General features: G+C 51.4%; 25 protein-coding genes. 23 read left to right on the top strand and 2 right to left on the bottom strand.

Going from position 1 to position 20,887, the window contains the following annotated elements:
• Window positions 1–254: 254 nt before the first annotated feature.
• Entirely contained in the window at window positions 255–557 is a 303-nt protein-coding gene (locus AC1Z36_RS09515; protein WP_483561226.1) for a hypothetical protein, read from the top strand.
• A 57-nt stretch (window positions 558–614) separates the two neighbouring features.
• On the opposite strand, the gene AC1Z36_RS09510 is transcribed toward AC1Z36_RS09515, so the two are convergent.
• Window positions 615–1,784: an SIR2 family protein gene (locus AC1Z36_RS09510; protein WP_483561225.1), complete on the bottom strand. Its 1,170-nt coding sequence runs from the start codon at window positions 1,782–1,784 to the stop codon at window positions 615–617.
• A gap of 318 nt (window positions 1,785–2,102) precedes the next feature.
• Window positions 2,103–2,633: a hypothetical protein gene (locus AC1Z36_RS09505; RefSeq protein WP_483561224.1), complete on the bottom strand. Its 531-nt coding sequence runs from the start codon at window positions 2,631–2,633 to the stop codon at window positions 2,103–2,105.
• Window positions 2,634–2,819: 186 nt separating this feature from the next.
• On the opposite strand from AC1Z36_RS09505, the gene AC1Z36_RS09500 reads away from it, so the two are divergent.
• The 22 genes from AC1Z36_RS09500 to AC1Z36_RS09395 all read left to right on the top strand — a co-directional run bounded on the left by AC1Z36_RS09500 (window position 2,820) and on the right by AC1Z36_RS09395 (window position 20,862).
• The gene (locus tag AC1Z36_RS09500) at window positions 2,820–3,158 is read left to right on the top strand and encodes a hypothetical protein (RefSeq protein WP_483561223.1); all 339 of its coding nucleotides are present in this window, start codon (window positions 2,820–2,822) and stop codon (window positions 3,156–3,158) included.
• A gap of 132 nt (window positions 3,159–3,290) precedes the next feature.
• Complete coding sequence (locus AC1Z36_RS09495; protein WP_483561222.1) at window positions 3,291–3,566, top strand: hypothetical protein; 276 nt, start codon at window positions 3,291–3,293, stop codon at window positions 3,564–3,566.
• Window positions 3,567–3,600: 34 nt separating this feature from the next.
• The gene (locus tag AC1Z36_RS09490; protein WP_483561221.1) at window positions 3,601–4,017 is read left to right on the top strand and encodes a hypothetical protein; all 417 of its coding nucleotides are present in this window, start codon (window positions 3,601–3,603) and stop codon (window positions 4,015–4,017) included.
• 144 nt (window positions 4,018–4,161) lie between these two features.
• Entirely contained in the window at window positions 4,162–4,584 is a 423-nt protein-coding gene (locus AC1Z36_RS09485; RefSeq protein ID WP_483561220.1) for a hypothetical protein, read from the top strand.
• 128 nt (window positions 4,585–4,712) lie between these two features.
• The gene (locus AC1Z36_RS09480) at window positions 4,713–5,417 is read left to right on the top strand and encodes a DNA adenine methylase (protein ID WP_483561960.1); all 705 of its coding nucleotides are present in this window, start codon (window positions 4,713–4,715) and stop codon (window positions 5,415–5,417) included.
• Between the two features lie 18 nt (window positions 5,418–5,435).
• Window positions 5,436–5,750, top strand: a complete 315-nt coding sequence (locus tag AC1Z36_RS09475) for an HNH endonuclease (protein WP_483561219.1) — start codon at window positions 5,436–5,438, stop codon at window positions 5,748–5,750.
• Window positions 5,751–5,936: 186 nt separating this feature from the next.
• Window positions 5,937–6,173, top strand: a complete 237-nt coding sequence (locus tag AC1Z36_RS09470) for a hypothetical protein (RefSeq protein ID WP_483561218.1) — start codon at window positions 5,937–5,939, stop codon at window positions 6,171–6,173.
• Window positions 6,174–6,196: 23 nt separating this feature from the next.
• A complete protein-coding gene (locus AC1Z36_RS09465; protein WP_483561217.1) occupies window positions 6,197–7,657 on the top strand; it encodes a terminase large subunit domain-containing protein in 1,461 nt (486 codons plus the stop codon).
• Between the two features lie 33 nt (window positions 7,658–7,690).
• Complete coding sequence (locus AC1Z36_RS09460) at window positions 7,691–9,253, top strand: phage portal protein (RefSeq protein ID WP_483561216.1); 1,563 nt, start codon at window positions 7,691–7,693, stop codon at window positions 9,251–9,253.
• Between the two features lie 2 nt (window positions 9,254–9,255).
• Window positions 9,256–9,915: a VG15 protein gene (locus tag AC1Z36_RS09455; RefSeq protein ID WP_483561215.1), complete on the top strand. Its 660-nt coding sequence runs from the start codon at window positions 9,256–9,258 to the stop codon at window positions 9,913–9,915.
• Window positions 9,916–10,283: 368 nt separating this feature from the next.
• Window positions 10,284–10,775 (top strand): hypothetical protein, encoded by a 492-nt coding sequence (locus AC1Z36_RS09450; protein ID WP_483561214.1) that lies wholly within the window; start codon window positions 10,284–10,286, stop codon window positions 10,773–10,775.
• A 37-nt stretch (window positions 10,776–10,812) separates the two neighbouring features.
• Window positions 10,813–11,679 carry a phage major capsid protein gene (locus AC1Z36_RS09445; RefSeq protein WP_483561213.1) on the top strand — a complete coding sequence of 289 codons (867 nt, stop codon included), beginning with the start codon at window positions 10,813–10,815 and terminating at the stop codon, window positions 11,677–11,679.
• The gene (locus AC1Z36_RS09440; protein WP_483561212.1) at window positions 11,679–11,864 is read left to right on the top strand and encodes a DUF7302 family protein; all 186 of its coding nucleotides are present in this window, start codon (window positions 11,679–11,681) and stop codon (window positions 11,862–11,864) included. The genes AC1Z36_RS09445 and AC1Z36_RS09440 overlap by 1 nt, the downstream gene beginning before the upstream one ends.
• On the top strand, window positions 11,864–12,247 hold the full coding sequence (locus tag AC1Z36_RS09435; protein WP_483561211.1) for a hypothetical protein: 384 nt from the start codon (window positions 11,864–11,866) through the stop codon (window positions 12,245–12,247). The genes AC1Z36_RS09440 and AC1Z36_RS09435 overlap by 1 nt, the downstream gene beginning before the upstream one ends.
• 332 nt (window positions 12,248–12,579) lie before the next feature.
• Window positions 12,580–12,891, top strand: coding sequence for a hypothetical protein (locus tag AC1Z36_RS09430; protein ID WP_483561210.1), 312 nt, complete (start codon window positions 12,580–12,582; stop codon window positions 12,889–12,891).
• A gap of 364 nt (window positions 12,892–13,255) precedes the next feature.
• Window positions 13,256–13,870, top strand: a complete 615-nt coding sequence (locus AC1Z36_RS09425) for a hypothetical protein (RefSeq protein ID WP_483561209.1) — start codon at window positions 13,256–13,258, stop codon at window positions 13,868–13,870.
• Window positions 13,871–14,169: 299 nt separating this feature from the next.
• Complete coding sequence (locus tag AC1Z36_RS09420; protein ID WP_483561208.1) at window positions 14,170–14,496, top strand: hypothetical protein; 327 nt, start codon at window positions 14,170–14,172, stop codon at window positions 14,494–14,496.
• A gap of 152 nt (window positions 14,497–14,648) precedes the next feature.
• Window positions 14,649–14,951 (top strand): hypothetical protein, encoded by a 303-nt coding sequence (locus AC1Z36_RS09415; RefSeq protein WP_483561207.1) that lies wholly within the window; start codon window positions 14,649–14,651, stop codon window positions 14,949–14,951.
• An 81-nt stretch (window positions 14,952–15,032) separates the two neighbouring features.
• The gene (locus tag AC1Z36_RS09410; protein WP_483561206.1) at window positions 15,033–17,909 is read left to right on the top strand and encodes a hypothetical protein; all 2,877 of its coding nucleotides are present in this window, start codon (window positions 15,033–15,035) and stop codon (window positions 17,907–17,909) included.
• Window positions 17,910–18,000: 91 nt separating this feature from the next.
• Window positions 18,001–18,819, top strand: a complete 819-nt coding sequence (locus AC1Z36_RS09405; protein WP_483561205.1) for an aggregation-promoting factor C-terminal-like domain-containing protein — start codon at window positions 18,001–18,003, stop codon at window positions 18,817–18,819.
• Complete coding sequence (locus tag AC1Z36_RS09400; protein ID WP_483561204.1) at window positions 18,820–19,689, top strand: phage tail family protein; 870 nt, start codon at window positions 18,820–18,822, stop codon at window positions 19,687–19,689. It abuts the gene before it with no gap.
• A gap of 165 nt (window positions 19,690–19,854) precedes the next feature.
• The gene (locus tag AC1Z36_RS09395; RefSeq protein ID WP_483561203.1) at window positions 19,855–20,862 is read left to right on the top strand and encodes a hypothetical protein; all 1,008 of its coding nucleotides are present in this window, start codon (window positions 19,855–19,857) and stop codon (window positions 20,860–20,862) included.
• Window positions 20,863–20,887: the final 25 nt, after the last annotated feature.

The raw sequence follows: 20,887 nt of genomic DNA, 5'->3' as shown, positions 1-20,887 counted from the left end.
GTCTCGAAAACCCCGAGATTCCGGGCTTTTTCTACCCTTCTTCTACTTCTTACTACTTACTTATATTATTATTTGCACACTTCACACTCTTATTAGCTGTAACCCCTATAGGGAAACAAAAAAATCCAAAAAAAAAATAATCCCTATAGAGAGATGGGCACCCCCGGTGTGCAGTGTGAGTGTGCAACACCGCAGAATCAGAGACTTAACGACGAAACGACGCTCCTACCAATGACTATCGCTGAGGAGCGAATATGAACAAGCTAGAAACACGAACCATCAACGGAATCCAGATCACTCCGGTCTACTACAGGATTTGGCACGGAGAATATTCAACCGGGGAATGGTCTGAGGTTGTCTTCAGACACTTCACGGATGCTAAGGTCCGTGGGTTGGAGACCAACCGAGACAAGATCAACACTCTTGCTCCGATCCCGTGGGAAACTACCGAGGAAGATCTTGCCGAGTTCGAAGCCCGGAAAGAACTGAGTAGCTCGTATGACCGAGCAATTATTAGTCGCCGCTCTAAGCTGGCAGAGATGTACTACACCGGATAACGCGAAGAAGACCACCCCGGAAGAGGTGATCTTCTTTGCATTACGGCAAGCGTTCAGTTACGAAATGAAAATCGACCAAGGATCACGGGTTTCGATACCTACAACGCCTTCACGGTCAAAACTGATAGTTGAAAATGAGCTACCGTCTTCAGCACCCCAGCCAATAGCTTCTTCAACGTCGGAACGTTTCAAGACCTGTCCAAAAGTGCTTATGAGAATCTTAGGTTTGGGGTCATGACGAAGGAACGCTTTTCGGAGTTCGGCATTCACAGATTCGTCCCGGAAGCTGTATCCCACGATTAGCCAATGCTTCGAGTTCAGCAAGCCTTGAGCCATGGCCTCATAGGCTAGTTTGAACGGTTGCTCCAGAACACGTCTGGGCTTCTCACGGGAATTGGCAAGTACAACCACCGGCATCATATGTTTTGATCCGTCATCCATATCAGTCAGGATGTTGTGTCGCCTAAGAGACTCGATAGGGAATTTCACGACAGCACCTGTATTGGTGTTTTGCCAGTACGCAAACGAACCGTGTGGATGGATCAACCGGATTCGCCTATCTGGCGGGAAGCTGAGGTCTTCTCTCAGCTCATACCCTCTAGCCCGCTCAATAACTACGTGCTCTCCGAGCTCATCATCCGTGAAAGTAATTTGCGCTGGCTTCCGAGGGTCGGCCATATCGCAGAAGGAAAAGTCCAACATTCTCAACGTCGCTAAGACCAAGTAGTCATAGTTGAGATTGGAGAAGGTGATTGACCCTGTGAATTCTTGGTAGAAGGCCCGGAAGAATGGATGTAGATGGCTAGTGGAATCCCAGTTTGTGGGTGAAGAATCAAGAATAATCTTCAGGACTATCCCTGTACCCATCCTCAGAAGCTGACGCGTGAATTGCTGAACGTCTTCTAGGGATTGTTGGAGGTCGGTGCCACCATTGGATGCTAGTCCTGCTAACTCTGTGAGGTCTTCGAGCAATGCCGCCTGACTTTCGAAAGCTCCTACGAGTTGCTCGAAGTCGTTTACGTCAAATGTCCCGTTGTCTTCAATGCGGGTTGCAACCTTGGCTAACGCACGAAGAACATCATTTCCATTGGGTGCAATCTCGGTAAGCTTCTCCAAAAGTCGCTCAGTAATCTTCCCCAAGACCAGTTCCGGTGAGAATGCGACACTAAGCCCATTCCCCGCAATGACAGCGAGATTCTTTTTGTTCCCCGCGTTGTTCTCAACCATAAGGCGCTTCCTTTCCCTCAACCTCCAACAACTCTATGCCTTGGCACGGAACGTTCTATCCATCTAATCAAAAATACGTCTTGGAGCACGCGCGAAAGTGTTTTCACATGAAACGGTTATCAGTAAGCTCTGACTTGGTACAAGACATTCATGGAGACATATTTCCAAGAATCAATTGCGTGTTATCAACACCCCTGTCCACACCTCTCAATTTGTTGCACGGGGAACCTTCTCAGTTAACGCAGACGGCCTCAAACCGTCCGGATACCCCCAAGTATTAACCGGATGATTTGAGGCCGTTAAATGGACTTGTAGAGCTTAAGGGGTTTCGAGATCTGCTTTCTTGAGGAATTCCTCCGACAGCTCTTTTAGTTCAGCTTCGAATTCACCTTTGGAACCGGTCAAGATGCCTTGAGCGTAGACGGTGTGTTCGTCAACATCGAACTTACATTTAATAACTTCACGCCGATCCTCGTTATAGTGCTCCTCGCACAAACCTTCGTCAAAGATTGCCGGGTAATTCCAAATCTCGAATGCAACAACACCGTCAATCAAGGTGTCATCATCCCAATCCCGGTCGTAGCAAAGCCCCGGAGTCTCAGGAAGCTTGAAGCCGTCCTTGACATAGAGGAAATGGCCGAAGTAATCCCGATCATTGACAACCACTTCCTTCGAAGTGGCACCTTCACAGAAACCGGTCTGAGAAGCGTCTTCCGCTGTAATGACCTTGTAGTCACCGATGGACTCCGGAACCTTCGAGTTCAGTTCCGAGCCGGATTCCGTGAGACCGGAACAGCCGGTTAGCAAGAGCGCTCCGGCAAGCGGTATGGCTAGTGGCAAATATTTCATGTCAAACCTTTCTTGAAGTGTCAGCAGAGCGTATCTGGAAACGCGTATCAACGGAGGTTTGAGTCTGGATATTACTGGTCAGGCTGAACATGCCACGCACCCACCCTCAAAACATGGGGTATAATAGATGATAGGAAAACACAAGTCAAGCTTTCAAGAAAATAAGTCTTGAACAAAGGAGAGAAAATGAAGATCATGAACCCGACCCCCAAAGCCTTTAGGGCTCCCCAATACGAAGGCTGGTGGAATAACGAAATCACCCACCACACCTACGAGTTCGGCTGGTGGGAGGATGACATCACGCGATTCATTGACCAGTGGCTTGAGGAGTTGGGCTACCTTGGATTGCCTCCGCTACCGGGAACGGAGCTGGATGCACGCGACAAGCACATCAAGTGGTGCTTGGAGAAGAAGGACCAACACCGCGCATTCATGTTCAAGGTTCTCGGAAGACCGAACAGCGAAGAGGAAGCCGAGAAAGCGGTTAAGGCTCACACATACTACACCGAGGGAATTGATTGCTAGCGAGATACAGCAACTAACGGCCACACATTAAGGCCTGAGAGCCTTTCAGGGTCCTACGGGACCAACTACCAACAAAACTAAAACTAAGCCGTCTAACGGCATTTAAACGCTTCTTGAAAGGAAGACCAAATAATGAAGAACCTAACCGCATCCATCCCAGTCAACAAGGACATCGTTGAGGATTTAGTAGCTAAGTCAGACCTCGCAGGATACGACATCAAAGTAAGCCTTGGAGAAGTCCCGACTGTCGGTGGAGTACGTCTCTTCCAGCCTGAAATTATATGGGTCAATTTCGAAATCCCAGCCGACAAGATTGAAGACGTGTCCAACATCGAAGGTGAGACTTCAACCATCATTGATGCCCTACGACAGGCCGCGCAGAAGTACCTAGCCGAGAACGCCAACTAACTATCGCCAACTAACTTCCTAGAAAGGGAACACAATGCAGAAAAACCTATCCAACGAACTCCTAGCTGAGAAGTTCATCATCAAGACCATAACCCGTGCCGAGAATAACAATTCAACTAGAGACGCTGAAATCAGCTTGGATTTTATTGGTATCGATACCGAGACTAATCCAATGCTAGTTTTCGGCCCGAAGGGTGAAACAATCACCGTTTGGCAAACCACCTATTCCGTGAAGGCTAAGGATGTCGGAAAACTCGTAGAGAAATACGCGGGAACGATTGAACGACACCCAGACCTTGACCAGTTGGACTTAAACCTACTCCGAGAACTCAGCACCATCTACAAGAGCATTACTGAAGGTGAATCTAAACCCGAACCCGAACCGGAAACCTACGCCGCAATCGTGGCTGAGTTGGAGAAGCTTAACGAGACCATTAGCGGACTTTACTAACAGCAACTAATACAGCCAACCACTCAGGGAGGCCGTGGACCAAGGCTCACGGCTTCCTTCAAGAGCTACTGGCTCTGGCTGAAGTCCGAGGAGACCTCCGAGTAAAGTTATACCTAATCACTCACTCTTCCCGAAGGACTCATTTTGTTCCCTTTCACGGTTGGTCAAAACGCGTTGGCCGCTATTGATTATATGTCGCCCGACCCCGGAAGTGATGGGGGTGGGTCTGGTGGAATCGGTGGTATAAGTTGGCTTGTTATAGCTGGAATGGTTATCGCCATATGGTGGGTCATAAAGGTTGAGAACAAAGCGTCCAAGGAAAAAGAAGACGAATTTAACCGCATGATGCAAGAGGAAAAGGGAGAGCGAGCTGAAAAAGCCCGACTCGCAAAAGAAGCCCTTGCCGCCGAGGAACAAGCCAAGGAAGCCAGCACCGAACCGTTCCGAAGCTCTGAAGACCATGAAATCTACCTCAGGCTAGTTCGGCTCGAAGAACTCAAGCATGAAGGGCTGATTACCGAAGAGGAATACCGAACTAAGCGACTGTCAATTATGGACCGCCTATAGCTTCGACTCATTCATAGGCAGAGGAAGCGCTGGCCACATTCAGATATAGAAGACAAAACTAAATATCACCCCGATAAGAGGGACCGGTCTAATGGCCGGTCTCTTTTCTATTTAAGAAGGAGAACGCGATCCAATACTCCGGCGGGAAATCCCGGATATCCAAAGACCTAAGCGAGGTCATGCTCAGCCTCACCGAGAACCGGGGACGTTACATTGAGCCATTCATCGGCGGTGCCGCAGTTAGCGAGAAGATGGGCCGACACTTCAAGGAAGCACACTACAGCGATTTACACGCTGGGCTTATAGGGATGTGGGATGCCGTGGTCAACGATGACTGGGAACCACCGTCGGACCTAACCGAGGAAGACTACTACCGACTCAAGGAAAGTGGCTCAAGCCCACTACGAACCTTTGCCGCCTTTGCTTGCAGTTTCGGCGGGAAGGAGTGGGGTGGATTCGCACGTTCGCAGAAGACCGACTATGCCGCCACAGGTAGACGCTCAGTCCTTAGGGGCCGAGCCATGGCCGGTCAGGAACTCACCACATACACCCACGCATCCTATGAAGCCCTAGCGGTTAGGCCGGGTGACGTTATCTATTGCGATCCACCCTACGAATCAACGACCGGGTACAAGACCGGGGCCTTCGATAGCCCTAGGTTCTGGGCCGTAGCCCAGACATGGGCAGAAGCCGGGGCCGATGTATTCGTAAGCGAGTACAACGCACCCGAAGGTTGGGAAGTGGTGTGGCAGAAGGAGCAAACCATCTCACTGAACGGTGGTACCGAACGCAACAAGAAGAGCATTGAAAGGCTCTACAGATACGACAACTAACACAAGCAAGGAGGCTTCATGGCAACCATGGAGTACGACACATACGGGAACGGTAAACGCACGGACAAGCGCGAGAACTCAGCCGCATGGAAGAAGCTACGCGCACAGGTCATCCGAGAGGAAACCATTTGTTGGCTATGCAACGAAGAGGTTGACAAGACGATCAAATGGCCCGAAAAGGCTTGTGCAGTAGTTGACCACATCATTCCTTTTGTCATCGGTGGAACCGATACACGCGACAACGTTGCTTTGGCCCACAATTCATGCAACCTCGCTAAGGGTTCGAAGGACGCTGACACTGTGCGAAAAGATACTTTTACTTTCGATTGGTGAGCATTCAGCGCACTCATTCTGAAATCTTTGAACAATATGTTCGCTAACTCAAATCAGACCCACGGGGGTTACCCCTCCCCTGACCCCCAGTCCGTGCCCGTGCGATTGGGATATTTATCCCCACTTTGAAATTGGGCTTCCATAATACGAAATTAATCTAACCTGACTTGACCCTTAGGAGGTCGCATGAACAACTTAAAAAGCGTCTCTGACGTGGTAAAAGACGGTAACTACCTCAACTCGCTCATTGCCATGAGAGACAAGCTAGCCGCAGATATGGACTCATCCCAGACTCCCCCGGCTATCCGCGCACAAGTGGCGAAACAGTTACAGGCAATCCTTGTGGCTATCGAAGAAGTACCCGACCCCAGTAAGAACAAGGGCACCGTACTGGATGACCTTCTCAACGGGGATGATGCCTAATGCTAACGGCAACTAAAACCCTCATGGGAAGTCAGACTCCGACCTTCCAGCACCAAGCCAAAAGGGCTGTGAACTTCAGGGATTCGGACAAGATTGAAAGATTCATGCAGGCCTATGGACAATCCGTCCAGCTTGATCCGTGGCAACGAGAACTCCTCTACCAAATGTTGGCTAGGGATAAGAACGGCCTTCTAGCCCACAAGACATGCGGTATTTCAGTTCCGAGGCAGAACGGTAAGGGCGTAATCATCGAGGCCCGTGTTTTATACGGAGCGATTGTCCTAAAAGAGGACATGATTGTTACTTCCCACCACATGCAGACAACGAAATCCACGTTTGCCCGTATTTGCTCTTACCTCGAAGATCCGAAAAATGCTGAGCTTGCCGACCAAGTGAAGCTCATTCGAAAGGCTAATGGTCAGGAAGCTATCGAGTTCAAGAACGGCGCTACCGTCTTCTTCCTAGCTCGAACCAAGTCTTCAGGCCGTGGTAAGACCGCCTCCGTACTTATCTACGATGAGGCCCAGGAACTCTCCAAGGATGCTAACTCCGCACTCCTCCCGACTATTTCAAGCCGCAAAGACTCTCAGGTAGTCATGCTTGGAACACCTGACACAGGAACATCCGATTCCGAAGTTTTCACCAAGATTCGGGACACGGCCCGTAAGAAGAAATCAGCTTCCCTCTTCTATGCCGAATGGTCAGCCGATATCGAGGATGACCCGGAAGACCCAGCAACTTGGGCCAAGACCAATCCGGCACTCGGGAGACGCTTGAGCATCGAGAATGTTGCCGGTGAGTGTGACGTTTTCGACGAGCGCCGATTCATGATTGAGCGCTTGGGCGTATGGTTCTCCAACGTCGGCCAGACCGTTATCGACATGGCCAAGTGGGCAACCCTAGTAGCCGAAGACCTCAAAGCCCAAGACCTGACGGACTTGGTTCTGGGACTTGATATGAACCCAACTCGAAGCACCACCACGATTTCGATTGCAGGTAAGAAGCCTGACGGAAATTATCACGTTGAGTTCGTAGATTCTCGTGCAGACGGTACTGGATGGATTGTTCCGCGCTTGAAGGAACTCGTTTCCAAGGCACCTATTCGAACCCTAGTCATTGACAGTCATCCGAGCGCGGCTTCAACAATGCTCGAAGAATTCTCACGGATTAGAGGGTTGAAGGTCAAGGCCACAAGCTTTGCGGACATCCTTTCCGCATGTGGTCAGTTCTATGACGCGGTTGAACAAGGAAAACTGTCTCACCGCTCGCAGCCGACCCTGAACCGAGCCGTGGCCGCAGGTCGCAAACGCGCCAAGGGTGAAGGTTGGCTCTGGAGCCGTGCCACCACTAACTCGGACATCACTCCGCTTGTAAGCGCCACTCTCGCTCTGTGGGGGTGCCAATCATCCAAGGTCCGTAAGAAGAAGACCACCTCCACAGCAGACGGAAGCCCACGAATGGGCCGCGCTATTCGCCTGAGATAAGGCAACTAACACCTATAACTTTAAGGAATAAATATGTCATTGACAGCATTACAAGGCGTTCTCCCAGAGGCGTACTACACAGAAATCAAAGCACTCCACGACAGGATCATTGCTCACCGATCAACGAGCGCCGAGAAGCAAGAATACTATGACGGAGAGAACCGAATCCATGATCTAGGTGTCGCTGTCCCACCGACCATGCGAAATCTAGACATCAGTCTCGATTGGTGTTCAAAAGCCGTTGACTCGGTTTCGAGCCGACTAATGCTGGAGGGCTTTGTTGCCCCAGAGACGGATCTCAACGAATTTGGACTTCAGCAGATTCTCAACGAGAACAACTTTCTTGTTGAATCATCTTCCATGTTCACGAGTGCTCTCCTACACGGGGTTTCATTCCTCATGGTCTACCAAGGCAACGAAGTATTTGGCGAACCCAAAACCATCATCCGTCCCGTAGCCGCCACACACGCTACAGGCCGTTGGAGCGCTAACTCACGAAAGCTATCCAGCGCACTTGTCATCCTTGACGAGGAGAACGGTTCTCCAACTCGCCTCTTCTTCGCCAACTCCGCAGTCATCGTCAACCTGTCTTATGTTGATCGAGTATGGCAAGTACAGATTGATAGGAACCCACTTGGGAAGACTCCAGTCTTCCCGGTTCGCTACAACCCTTCATTGGCTCAACCATTCGGGCGTTCGAGGATCACGAAGGCTATGTTGAGCCTCACCCAACAGGCACTTCGAACCATGCTCCGTCTCGAAGTTTCTTCCGAGTTCTTCTCTAGCCCACAGCGTTACTTACTGGGTGCTGAACCTGAAATGTTCATGGACGAAAACGGCGAAATGGTAAATGAATGGTCACTCATGATGGGCCGAGTTATGAATATGCCTTCCCGCGAGGAAGATGGTGAGAACGTCGAAGTGGGTCAGTTCTCAGCCGCTTCACCGGAACCACACCTTGCCACGCTTCGACAGCTAACCAACAACTTCGCAGGGGCTTCAAACCTTCCCGCTTCCGCTCTTGGGTACACATCACAGGCTAATCCGAATTCCGCGGAATCGGTCAAGGCGCAGTTGGAAGAACTTTTGGTCATCTGCCGTGATTCCCAGCGCACTTTCGATGACGGACTACAAGATGCAATTGTCACAGCGCTAGAACTCCACAATGACCAAGGCCTCCCTGAAGATGTCCGTTCTATCACTACACTCTGGACCGACCCTTCCACGCCAAGCCTTTCGAGCCAAGCGGACGCAATGTCCAAGATCATCTCCTCCGGGGTACTCGAAAGCCCATACGACGTTGTTCTGGAACGTACCGGATTCTCAGCCGCCGATATTGTCCGCATCAAGTCGGACAGAGCCAAGGCACAGGCACCATCGAAGCTGGTTGAAGTTCTCCAGAGCCGTACATCTCCAACAGCGGAGAAGGACACTACAGCACAGGATGAAGCCGCAGTTCTTCGCGCTAGGGCTGACTCACTCGGATTACTCCGTAGAGCCGGTGTCACCGCTGAAAGTGCCGCCGAAATCGTTGGTCTAAGCGGAGTCGAATTCATTCCGGGCAACCCTGTCACCATCCGTAGCGAGGAGGCCTAGCCATGGCCGTCCTAGAGTTAGCGGTTGACCGACGATTCCAATCCATGATTGTTGCGGAAGCCCTTAGAGATCTCGGAGACCTCTGGTCAATGATTCCTAACCCGGATGACGGTCGAACGGTGCGACAGGTTTTAGAAGAGTATCTTCCGACACTAATCCAGACCTACGGTGAGCCGTTAGCTGTTCAAGCCGCTACCCGATTCGAGGAAATCCGAGCCATGGCAGGGGTCTCCGGGAGATTCACTTCCCGCCTTGCCAACGGTCCGGAAACCGAGCGAATCAACGCACATGCTCGAAGGCTGATTGAACCGATTTTCCGAGGAGCAGATTCAAACCCGGATGAAGCCTTCCGCAATCTGGAGGGTTTGACCTCACGCTTGGTTCTCGAACAGTCCCGACGAACTACAACGGAGAATACCTTCGCCAAGGGTTCTAAGACCAAGGGTTTCGTCAGAGTTCCTTCCACTGGCAAGGACAACTGTAGTTTCTGTCTCATGCTCTCTTCTAAGACCTTCACCACCAAGGAGAATGCACGAGCCGGAACCAAGTTCCATAACAAGTGCTTTTGCAAGGTCACACCGCTGTTCGAGGGTTTGGAAATCGACGGATACGACCAAAATACACAGTATGCGAAGTATCTAGAGATTCAGGATTCGTTTTAAAAAATCGCTGGCCACATACATATATGAGAGGTTCTTTTCATCTGGTTGCTCTCATATCTCCTTAGCTGGAACCCGGTCAACAGTCAGTCTGACCGGGTTCCCCCAAAAACTTTTTAGACTCCCGGCCTCCATGCCGGGTTATGGGGTTCCTATACCCCTTCACCGTGAACGCGGTGGTGTTTCTTCCTTTCTACGCCGCGTTCACCATTAACTTTCAAGACCGCCTTGTTGAGCTACGCTCCGAGGCTTCGAGCGGTCCCGGTCCTTTTCTCTCTTTCTGCCGGGACCGCTCCTCCTTTTAACTTCCACCCTTTCGAGGTGGGTCCAAGCCTGAACAGGCATTCACTACTAGACGAAGGCGAAAAGCTATGTCATCAAATGAAACCCCAACCGCTGAGACCACCTCAGAGGAGACGGAAAACATCGAAACCCAGACCGTTGAGCCAACGATTGAAGACCTTAAGAAGGAACTTGAGGAATGGAAATCCCACTCACGCACTTGGGAAACCCGAGCCAAGGAAAATAAATCCGCCGCTGACCGCATCAAGGAAATCGAAGACGCAAACAAGTCCGAGCTTGAGAAAGCTCAGGACCGTCTTGCCGAACTTGAGGCCGAGCTGAACAGCTCCAAGGAACAGGCCCTCCGCTCAAACATTATTGCCGAATTCTCCCTTGATCCGGAGGACGCGGAAGTTCTTCTCACGGCAACCGACGAAGACGGCCTACGAACACAGGCCGCACGTCTAGCCGCTAAGAGCGCACCCAAAGCCCCTAAGGTCACCGCAAATACGTCGGACCTTGAAGGTCATTCAGAACCTAACTCGCGTGATGCCTTCGCGCGAAAACTATTCACTTTCTAACGGCAACTAACAGTCGTAATAATCTACAGGAGTATAAATGTCCCAGTCATTCAAGGACAATGATTTTCTAGTCCCTACCGAGATTTCCAACGCAATCCTTCTAAAGGGCTTCGAGGAATCCGTAATCGGTAAGCTAGCCACCCGCAAGCCAATCAAGCTAGGTGTTGAAAAACTACCTATCTACGGCGGCGGAATTGAACTAGATGTCGTTGGAGAAACCGATGAATCCGGTACTTCAGACATCTCACTAGGCCACAAGGAAATTTCGCCAATTGAGGTCTCCACGATCGTTCCGGTCAGCCGAGATTTTGCACGCCGCAACCCTTCAGGCGTATTCGAACTGATTGAGGAAGATCTACGCAACGCAGTTGCACGAGCATATGACTCAATCTTCCTAGCAGGTAAGACCGTTCGCGGTAATGCCGTTCTAGGTCAGACCAACATCAACCAGACCACCAATCAGATTGAGGTTGTGGGTGGTGACTACAACACCGCTATTCGCGCCGCAATCAAGGCCGTTGGCGGAGCCGACTATGACGTGACCGGTATGGGTTACGATTCCAAGCTTGCAATCGACCTAGCAGAAGTCGTGAATCAAGTTCAGGTAGGTCTTCCGAACCTAGCCGCTGGTTCCCTAACTATTGCAGGTTACCCAGCCCACGCTTCACGCAACATCGGTAAGGCTGGTCTTGACCTTGTAGTTGGTGACTTCAACCTACTACACGCAGGTTACGCAGAAAACCTAGAGGTTAGCGTTTCCGATCAGGCAACCATCTCTTACAAGGGTGAACAGTACAACCTTTGGCAACGTCGTATGGTAGGTCTACAGGTTACCGCCAAGATTGGTGGTGTCGTTATCGACCCTAACGGCTTCGCAGTCGTAAAGACCCCGGTAACTCCGTAATGATGAAGACCCTAACAGCCCCTAATGGTGGTCTAGTGAGGGTTTCAGACGAACTTGTTGATTCTTTCATCAAGTCAGGTTTCGCGGTACAGGAGCCGGCGGTTATTGAATCGCCGGCCCCTAAAGCCACGGCTAAGAAACCTTCCACACGCACCAAGAAGGCCCCCGCCAAGAAGGAGGCCTAATGATTCTCGAAATCAACATTGACGATGTTCTGGCACTCGATGAATCCGGAACCTTATCCGAAGCCAAGGCCACAATCCTTATCGGGGATGCCATGGCTAGAGCCGGTGCCATAGTCCCGGAACTTTACGGTGAACTAACCGAACCACAGGTTAAAGCCGCGTCCGCAATTCTTCGTAGGGTTATCCTCCGCAGTGCCCAGACAGGTTCCGGAGCCGTTGTCCAACAGTCGGTATCTACCGGAGCTTATTCCGAGTCGCAGACCATCGACAACAAGTCAACAGACCGTGGCCTCTTCATGAAGCACGAAATCGAAGAGTTGAAAAACCTATTCCCAAAGGCTAACTCCCGTAAGGGCAAGGCCTTCTATCTCGAACCGTTCTAAGGAGGTCCGATGCTACTTGATCGATTCCGATTCACAGCAACCCTCATCTCAGGCGGTGGTAAGGATAGCCGAGGTAATAACGCTCCGGAAACCGAAACACCTCTTCACGGATGCCTTATAGCACTCAACCCAAAATCCGAGTTGGACAATCTATCGGACGTTTCAGAGACCCGCGCCACACTCTATTTCAACCATGATGCCAAGGTCTTAAAGACCGACCGAATCAGAATTCCGGAAGGTACTCCCCTTCCAAACACCACTTGGGCCGTTGACGGTGACGTTATCTACTGGCCGTTGGTGACCCAAGTAAACCTGAGGAAGGAGTAGTCCACATGTCAAAGAAGATTGAACTTCATATCGACTCCAAGGCATTGAGCACCTTCCTCAATGGTTCAAAGATCCAGCAAGCAAGTGTCAAGAAAGCCCAGCAGGGTTTGGCCGTGGCAAAAGCTACAGCTCCTAAGGGTACCGGACGCTTCGCAAGAGGTTTCTCAGTGGAACCGGCAACCGTTCAAGGTGGTCGCAAGAATGAAAAACGCGCAGGTGCCGTCATCGTGAATAAGACCCCTTACGCGGCCTACGTTCACAAGTCCAAACAGGAAAACTTCTTCAAGTTACTTCGACAGAGGATGGACGGTAAATAATGCATACCTTAGACGCTCTAGACGAACTACTGACTCCCGTAGCTACAACCGTTTTCCACCTAGGAGACGATATAGCCGAGGAAGGGTCAGAGATTCATATCTACCAACTCCCCGGAATGCCTACAGGCCGCTCGTGGGAATCAATTGACCGAATCAAAGTGGATATCTACGCCACCGGCTATGACTACGTACGAAATCTTTCGAACCAAGCTTCAGAAATCCTTACGGGTTGTAAGCAAACCTCATTCGGCAACATCGACGCGATAGAAGTCGAGGTTCCGATGTCCCACGAACCGTTCGATCACGACAAAATCAACAAGTTCACCGGAACCTATCTCATTACCTATAGACACTAAGGAACCCCATGTCTTTTTCAGAAATCAAGTCACAGAATGACTCAAGCAACATCTTCAAGGGTCTCGAAGCAATCGTTGCCCTAGCACCATACACAGCCGCACCAATTGACGGCATCGTTGATCCGACCACCAAAGAAATCAAGGATCTGCCTGTAGGTTACGAACCTGTAGGTATGATCACCGAAGACGGCGTTACTTTCTCAGGCGATAGCTCCGAGGAAGAGGTACGTGCCCTAGGTTACGTTTCCGCAGTTCGCAAGGACACCACCGAGGCTAGCCGTGAAGTATCCTTCTCAGCTCTCGAAGTTCTCCGTAAGTCCCTACTCCACATCGTTCACGGTGTGGATGAAGCGGCCATTACCACTAACTCAGCAACTGGTGAAACCAAGCTTTCCGTACCGGAGCTACCACAGCACAAGCATTACCGCCTATTGGTAATTGCCAAGGACTCCACTACTGATACCTATCAGGCACGCTTCTTCCCTAAGGTGAAGCTAGCCTCCGTACCGGAAACCGTTTGGTCAGCCGCTGACGCAGAAACCTTCGAACTAACCTTCAACGCTGAAACCGATTCAGCGCTAGGTACTTCAATGGATGTCTACACCGTTGAGAAGATCGCCTAGTTACGACAACTAACACTAGTATTCCCTAGATTTGGTGGGCCTGTTTCGTCGGGTAACAGGTCCACCACTCCCCTAACCCGACCAAGGAAATCATGCAGAAATTCGTACTCCGAAAAGGTGACCACACCGTACGCACTGTCTCCCCTACCGAGAAAGTGACGCTCATTGCCCGTGGTTACTCCCTAGTTCAGCCCGAGGCCGTCAAGGCCACGGAAACCCCAGCACCTAAAGCAAAGACCAAGGCTCCAGAAGCCGACGCAAAGTAAAAGACCAAAACCTCTAAAAGATAGGAACCCGACATGGCTAAGAAAGCCCCAGCATCATTCAACCTACTTGACCACCTTGAGAAGGAAACCAAGGTCAAGCCGTTTACCGCTGTCATCGACGCAGACGGAACCGAAATCACTTTCCCGAACCCAATGGGGATGAGGTGGCAGGAAAGCCAGCGTTTCATGAACGTCATGACCGCTGATAATGCCTCCGTTGGTGAGGTCTTCTCCGAGTGGCTTTCCGAAGAGGATTACGCCGCTCTTGAGAATGCCGATGTGACCATGAGTCAGATGATGACCCTAGCTCAGGCTGTCTCGGAACACTACGCCGCTTCATTCGGTACACCGGGGGAATAACGAGACTCCTACACCTCCTCGAAAAATTCAGCCCTCAACTCAGGTCTGACTTACAAGAGGTGTATGGAGTCGATCTAGCAGACCTCTTCCGTAAAAAGCGTTGGGTACATCTCCTAGCGCTCATCGATGGACTTCCCCAACATTCCCGTTTCATGGCCGCAATCCTCAATGACAAGGAAGAGGCCGAGAAAATCGTCAACCATCCGGACTTCGATCCAACGGCTAAGCCAACCCCTCCACCTCTCGCAGGTTATAGCCAGCTCAACTATCAACTGGCGAACATCGAGGACGGAATCAACGCAATGATTGCAACCACAGTCAACGCCAACGGCGGTAAGAGCCGACAAATAAAACCGGCATTGAGACCTGTCACAGCCATTGAGGAAGCCAAGAAGGAACGCTCCCAACGCAATCTCCAGAAGATGAAGAAGATGTTCTTCAAGAACACCGAATAACACCCAAAGGCCCAGCCTCTCCACGCGGAAGGGCTGGGTCTTTTTCTTTTAACCACACTCACAAACACTTAAGGAGTGTAAATGTCAGCTCTAAATATGGGCTTCGCACAGTTGAACGTAATTCCTGTGATGACCGGGTTCAACTCTGAAATCAAGAAACAACTAGGTAATACCTTTCCGGGCCTAGGAAAACAATCCGGAGCCGATTTTGGTAAGGGTGTGGCTTCCGGTTTTGCCGGTGAGAAGAAGTCCATTGAATCCGAGGTCAAGGCTCTAGAGAAGAATCTCGCATCCGCACAGGACAAGCTAAAAGCCGCCAAGGAAGCCAACTCCAGAGCTTCCGAGAAGGAAACCGACGCTCTCAAGAAGCTGGAAATTGCCGAACTCAAGCTCAACGAGACCCGCGAATCCGGAAAAGCCAAGGCTAGTGCGCTCGCAACAGCTGAAGAGAATGTCCGTCAGAAGCAACTCGCTCTGAAGAAGGCTCAGGAAGACTCCGCTCGAAGCGCCTCCACATTGGAGAACAGCACCGAGGATCTTGCAACAGCGAACGACAAGCTTAAGGTTGCCGCAGACAAAGCCAACAAGGAACTCGCTGATACTTCATCAAGCGACAAAGCCAAGAAGGGTCTGAAGTCCGTCAAGGACCAAGCCGCAGACACCCAAGGTGGATTAGGCAAACTCGGAAAGTTCATGTCCGGTGCCTTTGCCGGAGCTATCGCCGCCGTATCTTTCGGAGCCGTCATCGGTCAGATGAAGGAAGCTATCCAGCTAGCCGGTGATTACCAACAGTCGGTTGGTGCGATTGACTCCATCTTCAAGGATCAAGCCGGGAAGATGCATTCGAAAGCCGATTCAGCCGCTGTCGATGTGGGCCTTAACAAGAATGAGTTCAATGAACTCGGTTCCGTGCTTGGTGCTCAGCTCAAGAATGCTGGAACACCGATGGATGAGCTATCGGATAAGACTTCGAACCTCATTACTCTCGGTGCTGACCTTTCATCCATGTTCGGTGGCACTACCAAGGAAGCTATCGAAGCGGTATCCAGTGCCCTCAAGGGTGAAATGGACCCAATCGAGAAGTACGGTATTACCCTTAGTGCCGCCGCGCTTGAAGCCGAGGCCCTATCCAAGGGTCTTATCAAGCCAATCGTGGATGCCGACCTAGTTGCCGACGCTACAACCAAGATGCAGGTTGCCCAGAAGAAGCACAACGAGACCGTTGCCAAGTACGGCAAAGACTCGATGGAAGCGGCCAAATCCCAAGTCGCCTTGAACTCTGCCGAACGTGCTTTCGACAAGGCAACAGCCGGTAAGATTCCGAAGCTCGAAGGTGAAGCCAAGGCCCTGGCCGTTCAATCAGCTCTCTACGCACAATCCGCGGATGCCCAAGGCAACTTTGGCAAGGAATCGGAAACCCTACAGGGACAGCAACAGAGGCTCAACGCTGAAGTAGCCAATATGAAGATTGCCGCTGGAACGGCTTTCCTCCCGGCTATGACCAAGATTGTCGAGGTCATCCGAGCCACGGTCATCCCGGCCCTTCAAAACATGGGTCAGTGGATAAGCGATAACCAAGCTTGGCTCAAGCCTCTAGCCGTGACCATAGCGGCAACAGCCGGAGCGTTCCTAGCCTTCAAGGGTATTGCCGCAATGATTCTCGGAATCCATACAGCGGTAGGGCTTTTCAAAGACGGTTTCAAGGCGCTGAACATTGTCATGAAGGCTAACGTCTTCGTATTGATTGCTTCCGCTATCGCCGCTTTGGTGGTCGGATTCATCTACCTATGGAAGACGAATGAGGGTTTCCGAAACTTCTTCATCGGTATGTGGACCGCTATCTCAGGGTTCTTCGTAGGCATCTGGAACAACGGCATCAAACCAGTCTTCGCCGCTATCGGAAACTTCATCACCAACACGCTTGTTCCAATTTTCCAGTGGTTCTATTCGAACGTTATCCTCCCTGTCTTCAACGCAATCAAGGTTGTCATAGCCGTAGTCATTACGGCAGTGATGCTCTACATCAAGATGTGGATTGCAATTTGGAAGAATGTCTTGGCTCCCGCGATTCTCTTCGTCTGGAACAAGGTGTTGAAGCCGACGTTCCAAGCACTCGGAACATTCTTCAAGTGGGTCTGGGAAACCCTCCTACGTCCCGCTTTCAATGCGCTGAAGCTTGCCTTCCAAGTGGTCGGAAATGCTATCAAGTGGGTTTGGAATACTCTCCTGAAGCCGGTTTTCAACGCGGTCGGAACATTCATGCGCGACACCGTAGCACCGATGTTCCAGCGTGCTGTAGACAAGATCAAATCCGTTTGGTCATCCATCAAGGGTGCCTTCAAGGGTGTCTGGGATTGGGTCTCCGAAAAGGTCTTCACTCCGGTCAAGACGCTCATCACGGAAACCATTCCTAATGCTTTCAAGAGCGGTGTGGATTCCATCAAGGGGTTCTGGCAAAAACTGGGAAACATCGCACGCACACCCATTAACTTCGTCATCGAGACGGTCTATGGAGGATTGCGTAATACCTTCAACAAGGTAGCTGACACTCTCGGACTTCCGGAGAATTTCCGACTTCCCAAGGTCGATAAGATCAAGGAATTCGCTACAGGCGGTTACACCGGACCGGGTACTAAGTACCAAGAAGCCGGAACCGTCCACGCTGGAGAGTACGTCATCCGTAAGGAAGCGACTTCCCGTCTACGCCGCACAATCGGTATGGATGGTCTAGACCACCTCAACCAGTACGGAACCTTCCCCGGCTTTGCCAAGGGTGGATTCGTACGTCCGGTTAACGGTGGACGCTACACCGGTCGCTTTGGTGATTCTCGTGGACGCTACCCCCATGCGGGACTCGACATTGCAATCGGTGAAAACACCAGTGTTCACGCACCTCTAGACGGTACCGTTCGAGTAGCCGGTTGGAATGCAGTAGCAGGGCGTTCCGGTCTCCGGTAACACCGGACGTTCTACAGGTCCACACGTCCACTCGGAAGTTTGGGTCAACGGGAAGCCGGTCAACCCATTCGACTACATCAACTCCGGAATCATGCCTACAGGCGGTTCCGGTGGTGGAGGTTGGAACCCTCTTCAAGGTCTCTTCGATCTGAAGGACAAGTTCGTTGGACAGTTCACCGAGAAGTTCGGTTCCGGCAACATGCTTAGTCAAATTGCCTCCGGTGCTCTCGGAAAACTCGTGAACGGTCCTATCGACTGGATCAAGGGTAAAGCGGAAGCTATGGGTGATTTTGCTCAGGATTCATTCTCGAACGTAAAAGACTTCTTCAACGGTAAGGATTCCGAGGTTCAAGCACAGGTTCGCAACGTAGCCAATGGTTACGGTTGGGGTTCAGGCCGTCTCTGGGACTCGCTCTCCAAGATCATCAACAAGGAATCCTCATGGAATCCGAATGCCGCTAATCCAAGCTCTTCAGCTCGTGGCCTCTTCCAGAAGATGACCTCCATTCACGGTGCCCTCGAAAGTACCCCGGAGGGTCAAGCCAAGTGGGGTCTGAACTACATCCGCGAACGCTACGGCGATCCGGAGAAGGCTTGGAAGTTCCATAAGAGCCACGGTTATTACGCCAAGGGCGGTCTCGTAGAAAAACCTACACTCTACGATAGCGGAGGTGTTCTTGCACCGGGCCAGATGCAGATGGTTTCCAACCTCACCAAGAAGCCGGAAGCGATCTACACGAATCAGCAGAACCGAGACCTACAAACTCTCGCTTCATACGCTCAACGTAATCTCACCACACCATCCGGTGACACCTACAACATCTCGGTTCCGAAGCCAGCCGCTACAGCGGAAGACATCGTTGGAGCTGTAAATCATCAAGTTCGTATCAACCGCCGAGGAGGGCGTTAAATGTTTCTAAAAATTGGCAACGTCCAACTTGGAGGTCCAACCGGATCTCTCATCATCGAGGACTTCCAGTTCGGAGCTACCGAGCTTCGTACCAACTATGTTGACCGTCCCAATGGTGAGGGTCAGTTGGTTGGTAAGGACTGGCTTGGTGGTTCAACCATCTCCATCGACATAGTGACGAACAAGAGCAACCTCACTCAAGCTATGGCCGAGGCAAACAAGCTGGAACGTGAATGGAAGAAGGCATCAACTCGCCTTACCTCCAACGTCCCGGTAGCACTTAGTTACTCGATGGACGGTGTGAAGTGGTTCAGGGTCTACGGAAGGCCGGGAGCATTCACCGGACTCACTCCGGATGTCCTAGCGCGTCTCGGTGTTGGTCGCATTACAGCAGACTTCACCGTTACGGACCCCAACCACTACTCCGGGTCCGAGAACTCAACCACTCTGACCTATGTCCCTGAGAAGCGAGGAGGCTTGGTAGCACCGCTAGTAAGCCCTCTCACCTCCTCAGGTTCATCCGGGGAATCCGCTCGATTCATCACGAATGACGGAGACCGCCCGAGTCCGATGGTTGCTAGGTTCTATGGACCGATTAGCCAACCCCGCCTGAGGAATTCCAAGGGCCAGGAGTTCGGTCTTCGCACCTCCATTGCCCAAGGTGACTGGATTGAGATTGATGCACGACTCGGAACAGTCAAGAAGAGGAACGGTTCTTCGGTTCCGGGATTACTCCCCACGAGAACCCGACTGTCAACCTTGACCCTTCCAGCCGGTCAGTCAGAGTGGTTCTTCTCCGGAAGCGATTCAACGGCATTATCCAAGGTTGAGGTCCGTTGGTCAGACGCTTATACAGGCCTACAAGCCTAATACTGGCCACATCTACTAGTAGAGGGTGAGTATTCCACCGCTCTAGGACAGCCTCCCGGCTTACACCTTTCACCGGGAGGCTGTCTTCTCCATTTGAAAGGTCCCTATACCCAAGCTTTAGCCGCACAAGACGCGGTAGACAACACACGTAAGGAAGTCCATTAAATGGCAGTAAACAACGTCCCGTGGTTCGTATCTCAAGAAGGTGTTGAGCACGATTCCGCTGTAGCCCGTTCCGTGGCCTATCTAGCAACCCAAGGCAAGTCAGGTATTGCAAATCCCGGAGATATGAAAGTCTCAGCAATGCCCACACCTACCGGAAAAGTTCGCGTCGCAAGAGGAGTGGCCGCAATCCCTTCACGCTACACCGGAGCACACGGTCAGTCCTATGTCGGGGTTATTGACTCCCAGACGGAAGTCACCATCAATGCCACTTCTTCTACAGGTGGTCGCAACGACCTAGTTGTTCTCCGTATTCAGGACACCGCCTTCGAAGGTTCCGCACCGGTAAACGTAAACAACTTCTCCTATTGCCGCCTAGAGGTTGTACAGGGAGTCCCGGCCTCCACGAATTCGGTCAAGGATCTCAACCTCGCATACCCCGCGATTGCCCTCGCACTGATCAAACTCCCGGCTAGTACCGGCACTATCACGAACGCAATGGTCAATGACCTGAGGAACCTAGCGAATCCTAGAACTCAGGATGTCTGGTACCCAATGCCTACCGTGACAGCCGGATCGGAGACCCTCACCGCCACGTCGGAAGTCGGAGAATATTTCATCAACGCCGCAACGCAGACAATACAGGTCCCGGATTGGGCTGTAAGGATGCAAATTCGTTGTGAATGGTTAGGCGTACGCTATGCCGCAGGAAATGCCCACGGTTCTTCGTGGCTTGAATGGGGTCCATACAAGGCACCCTCCGAACGTCAATACGCTACACAGAAGTTCCAATGGGATACTCCCGCCGCTACCAATGTCTCTCGTGCTAACTGGATTGCTGTTGATGATGTCTATATCCCAGCCGCAATGCGCGGAACTTCCCAACTCTTCGTGCCGAAAGCACGCCGAGCTGGTGGAGTAGCCAACTCAGTTTCATTGGACGGCATGTCCGGTATGAGTCTTCAGGTCCGCTTCCTTGAGACCCGTGACGATGATCTTCTAGACGGATAATAACTGGCCACATTCATAAGTAGAG

This window comes from Glutamicibacter sp. BS14, from assembly GCF_056934375.1.
Note: the sequence above shows the minus strand (reverse complement) of the source record. Positions and strands in the feature narration are given on the sequence as shown.

Bases quoted from the DNA above. Each gene is read 5' to 3' on its own strand.
- AC1Z36_RS09515 (WP_483561226.1), top strand. From the start codon at position 255: ATGAACAAGCTAGAAACACGAACCATCAACGGAATCCAGATCACTCCG.
- AC1Z36_RS09510 (WP_483561225.1), bottom strand. From the start codon at position 1,784: ATGGTTGAGAACAACGCGGGGAACAAAAAGAATCTCGCTGTCATTGCG.
- AC1Z36_RS09505 (WP_483561224.1), bottom strand. From the start codon at position 2,633: ATGAAATATTTGCCACTAGCCATACCGCTTGCCGGAGCGCTCTTGCTA.
- AC1Z36_RS09500 (WP_483561223.1), top strand. From the start codon at position 2,820: ATGAAGATCATGAACCCGACCCCCAAAGCCTTTAGGGCTCCCCAATAC.
- AC1Z36_RS09495 (WP_483561222.1), top strand. From the start codon at position 3,291: ATGAAGAACCTAACCGCATCCATCCCAGTCAACAAGGACATCGTTGAG.
- AC1Z36_RS09490 (WP_483561221.1), top strand. From the start codon at position 3,601: ATGCAGAAAAACCTATCCAACGAACTCCTAGCTGAGAAGTTCATCATC.
- AC1Z36_RS09475 (WP_483561219.1), top strand. From the start codon at position 5,436: ATGGCAACCATGGAGTACGACACATACGGGAACGGTAAACGCACGGAC.
- AC1Z36_RS09470 (WP_483561218.1), top strand. From the start codon at position 5,937: ATGAACAACTTAAAAAGCGTCTCTGACGTGGTAAAAGACGGTAACTAC.
- AC1Z36_RS09465 (WP_483561217.1), top strand. From the start codon at position 6,197: ATGGGAAGTCAGACTCCGACCTTCCAGCACCAAGCCAAAAGGGCTGTG.
- AC1Z36_RS09460 (WP_483561216.1), top strand. From the start codon at position 7,691: ATGTCATTGACAGCATTACAAGGCGTTCTCCCAGAGGCGTACTACACA.
- AC1Z36_RS09455 (WP_483561215.1), top strand. From the start codon at position 9,256: ATGGCCGTCCTAGAGTTAGCGGTTGACCGACGATTCCAATCCATGATT.
- AC1Z36_RS09450 (WP_483561214.1), top strand. From the start codon at position 10,284: ATGTCATCAAATGAAACCCCAACCGCTGAGACCACCTCAGAGGAGACG.
- AC1Z36_RS09445 (WP_483561213.1), top strand. From the start codon at position 10,813: ATGTCCCAGTCATTCAAGGACAATGATTTTCTAGTCCCTACCGAGATT.
- AC1Z36_RS09440 (WP_483561212.1), top strand. From the start codon at position 11,679: ATGATGAAGACCCTAACAGCCCCTAATGGTGGTCTAGTGAGGGTTTCA.
- AC1Z36_RS09435 (WP_483561211.1), top strand. From the start codon at position 11,864: ATGATTCTCGAAATCAACATTGACGATGTTCTGGCACTCGATGAATCC.
- AC1Z36_RS09430 (WP_483561210.1), top strand. From the start codon at position 12,580: ATGTCAAAGAAGATTGAACTTCATATCGACTCCAAGGCATTGAGCACC.
- AC1Z36_RS09425 (WP_483561209.1), top strand. From the start codon at position 13,256: ATGTCTTTTTCAGAAATCAAGTCACAGAATGACTCAAGCAACATCTTC.
- AC1Z36_RS09420 (WP_483561208.1), top strand. From the start codon at position 14,170: ATGGCTAAGAAAGCCCCAGCATCATTCAACCTACTTGACCACCTTGAG.
- AC1Z36_RS09415 (WP_483561207.1), top strand. From the start codon at position 14,649: ATGGCCGCAATCCTCAATGACAAGGAAGAGGCCGAGAAAATCGTCAAC.
- AC1Z36_RS09410 (WP_483561206.1), top strand. From the start codon at position 15,033: ATGTCAGCTCTAAATATGGGCTTCGCACAGTTGAACGTAATTCCTGTG.
- AC1Z36_RS09405 (WP_483561205.1), top strand. From the start codon at position 18,001: ATGCCTACAGGCGGTTCCGGTGGTGGAGGTTGGAACCCTCTTCAAGGT.
- AC1Z36_RS09400 (WP_483561204.1), top strand. From the start codon at position 18,820: ATGTTTCTAAAAATTGGCAACGTCCAACTTGGAGGTCCAACCGGATCT.
- AC1Z36_RS09395 (WP_483561203.1), top strand. From the start codon at position 19,855: ATGGCAGTAAACAACGTCCCGTGGTTCGTATCTCAAGAAGGTGTTGAG.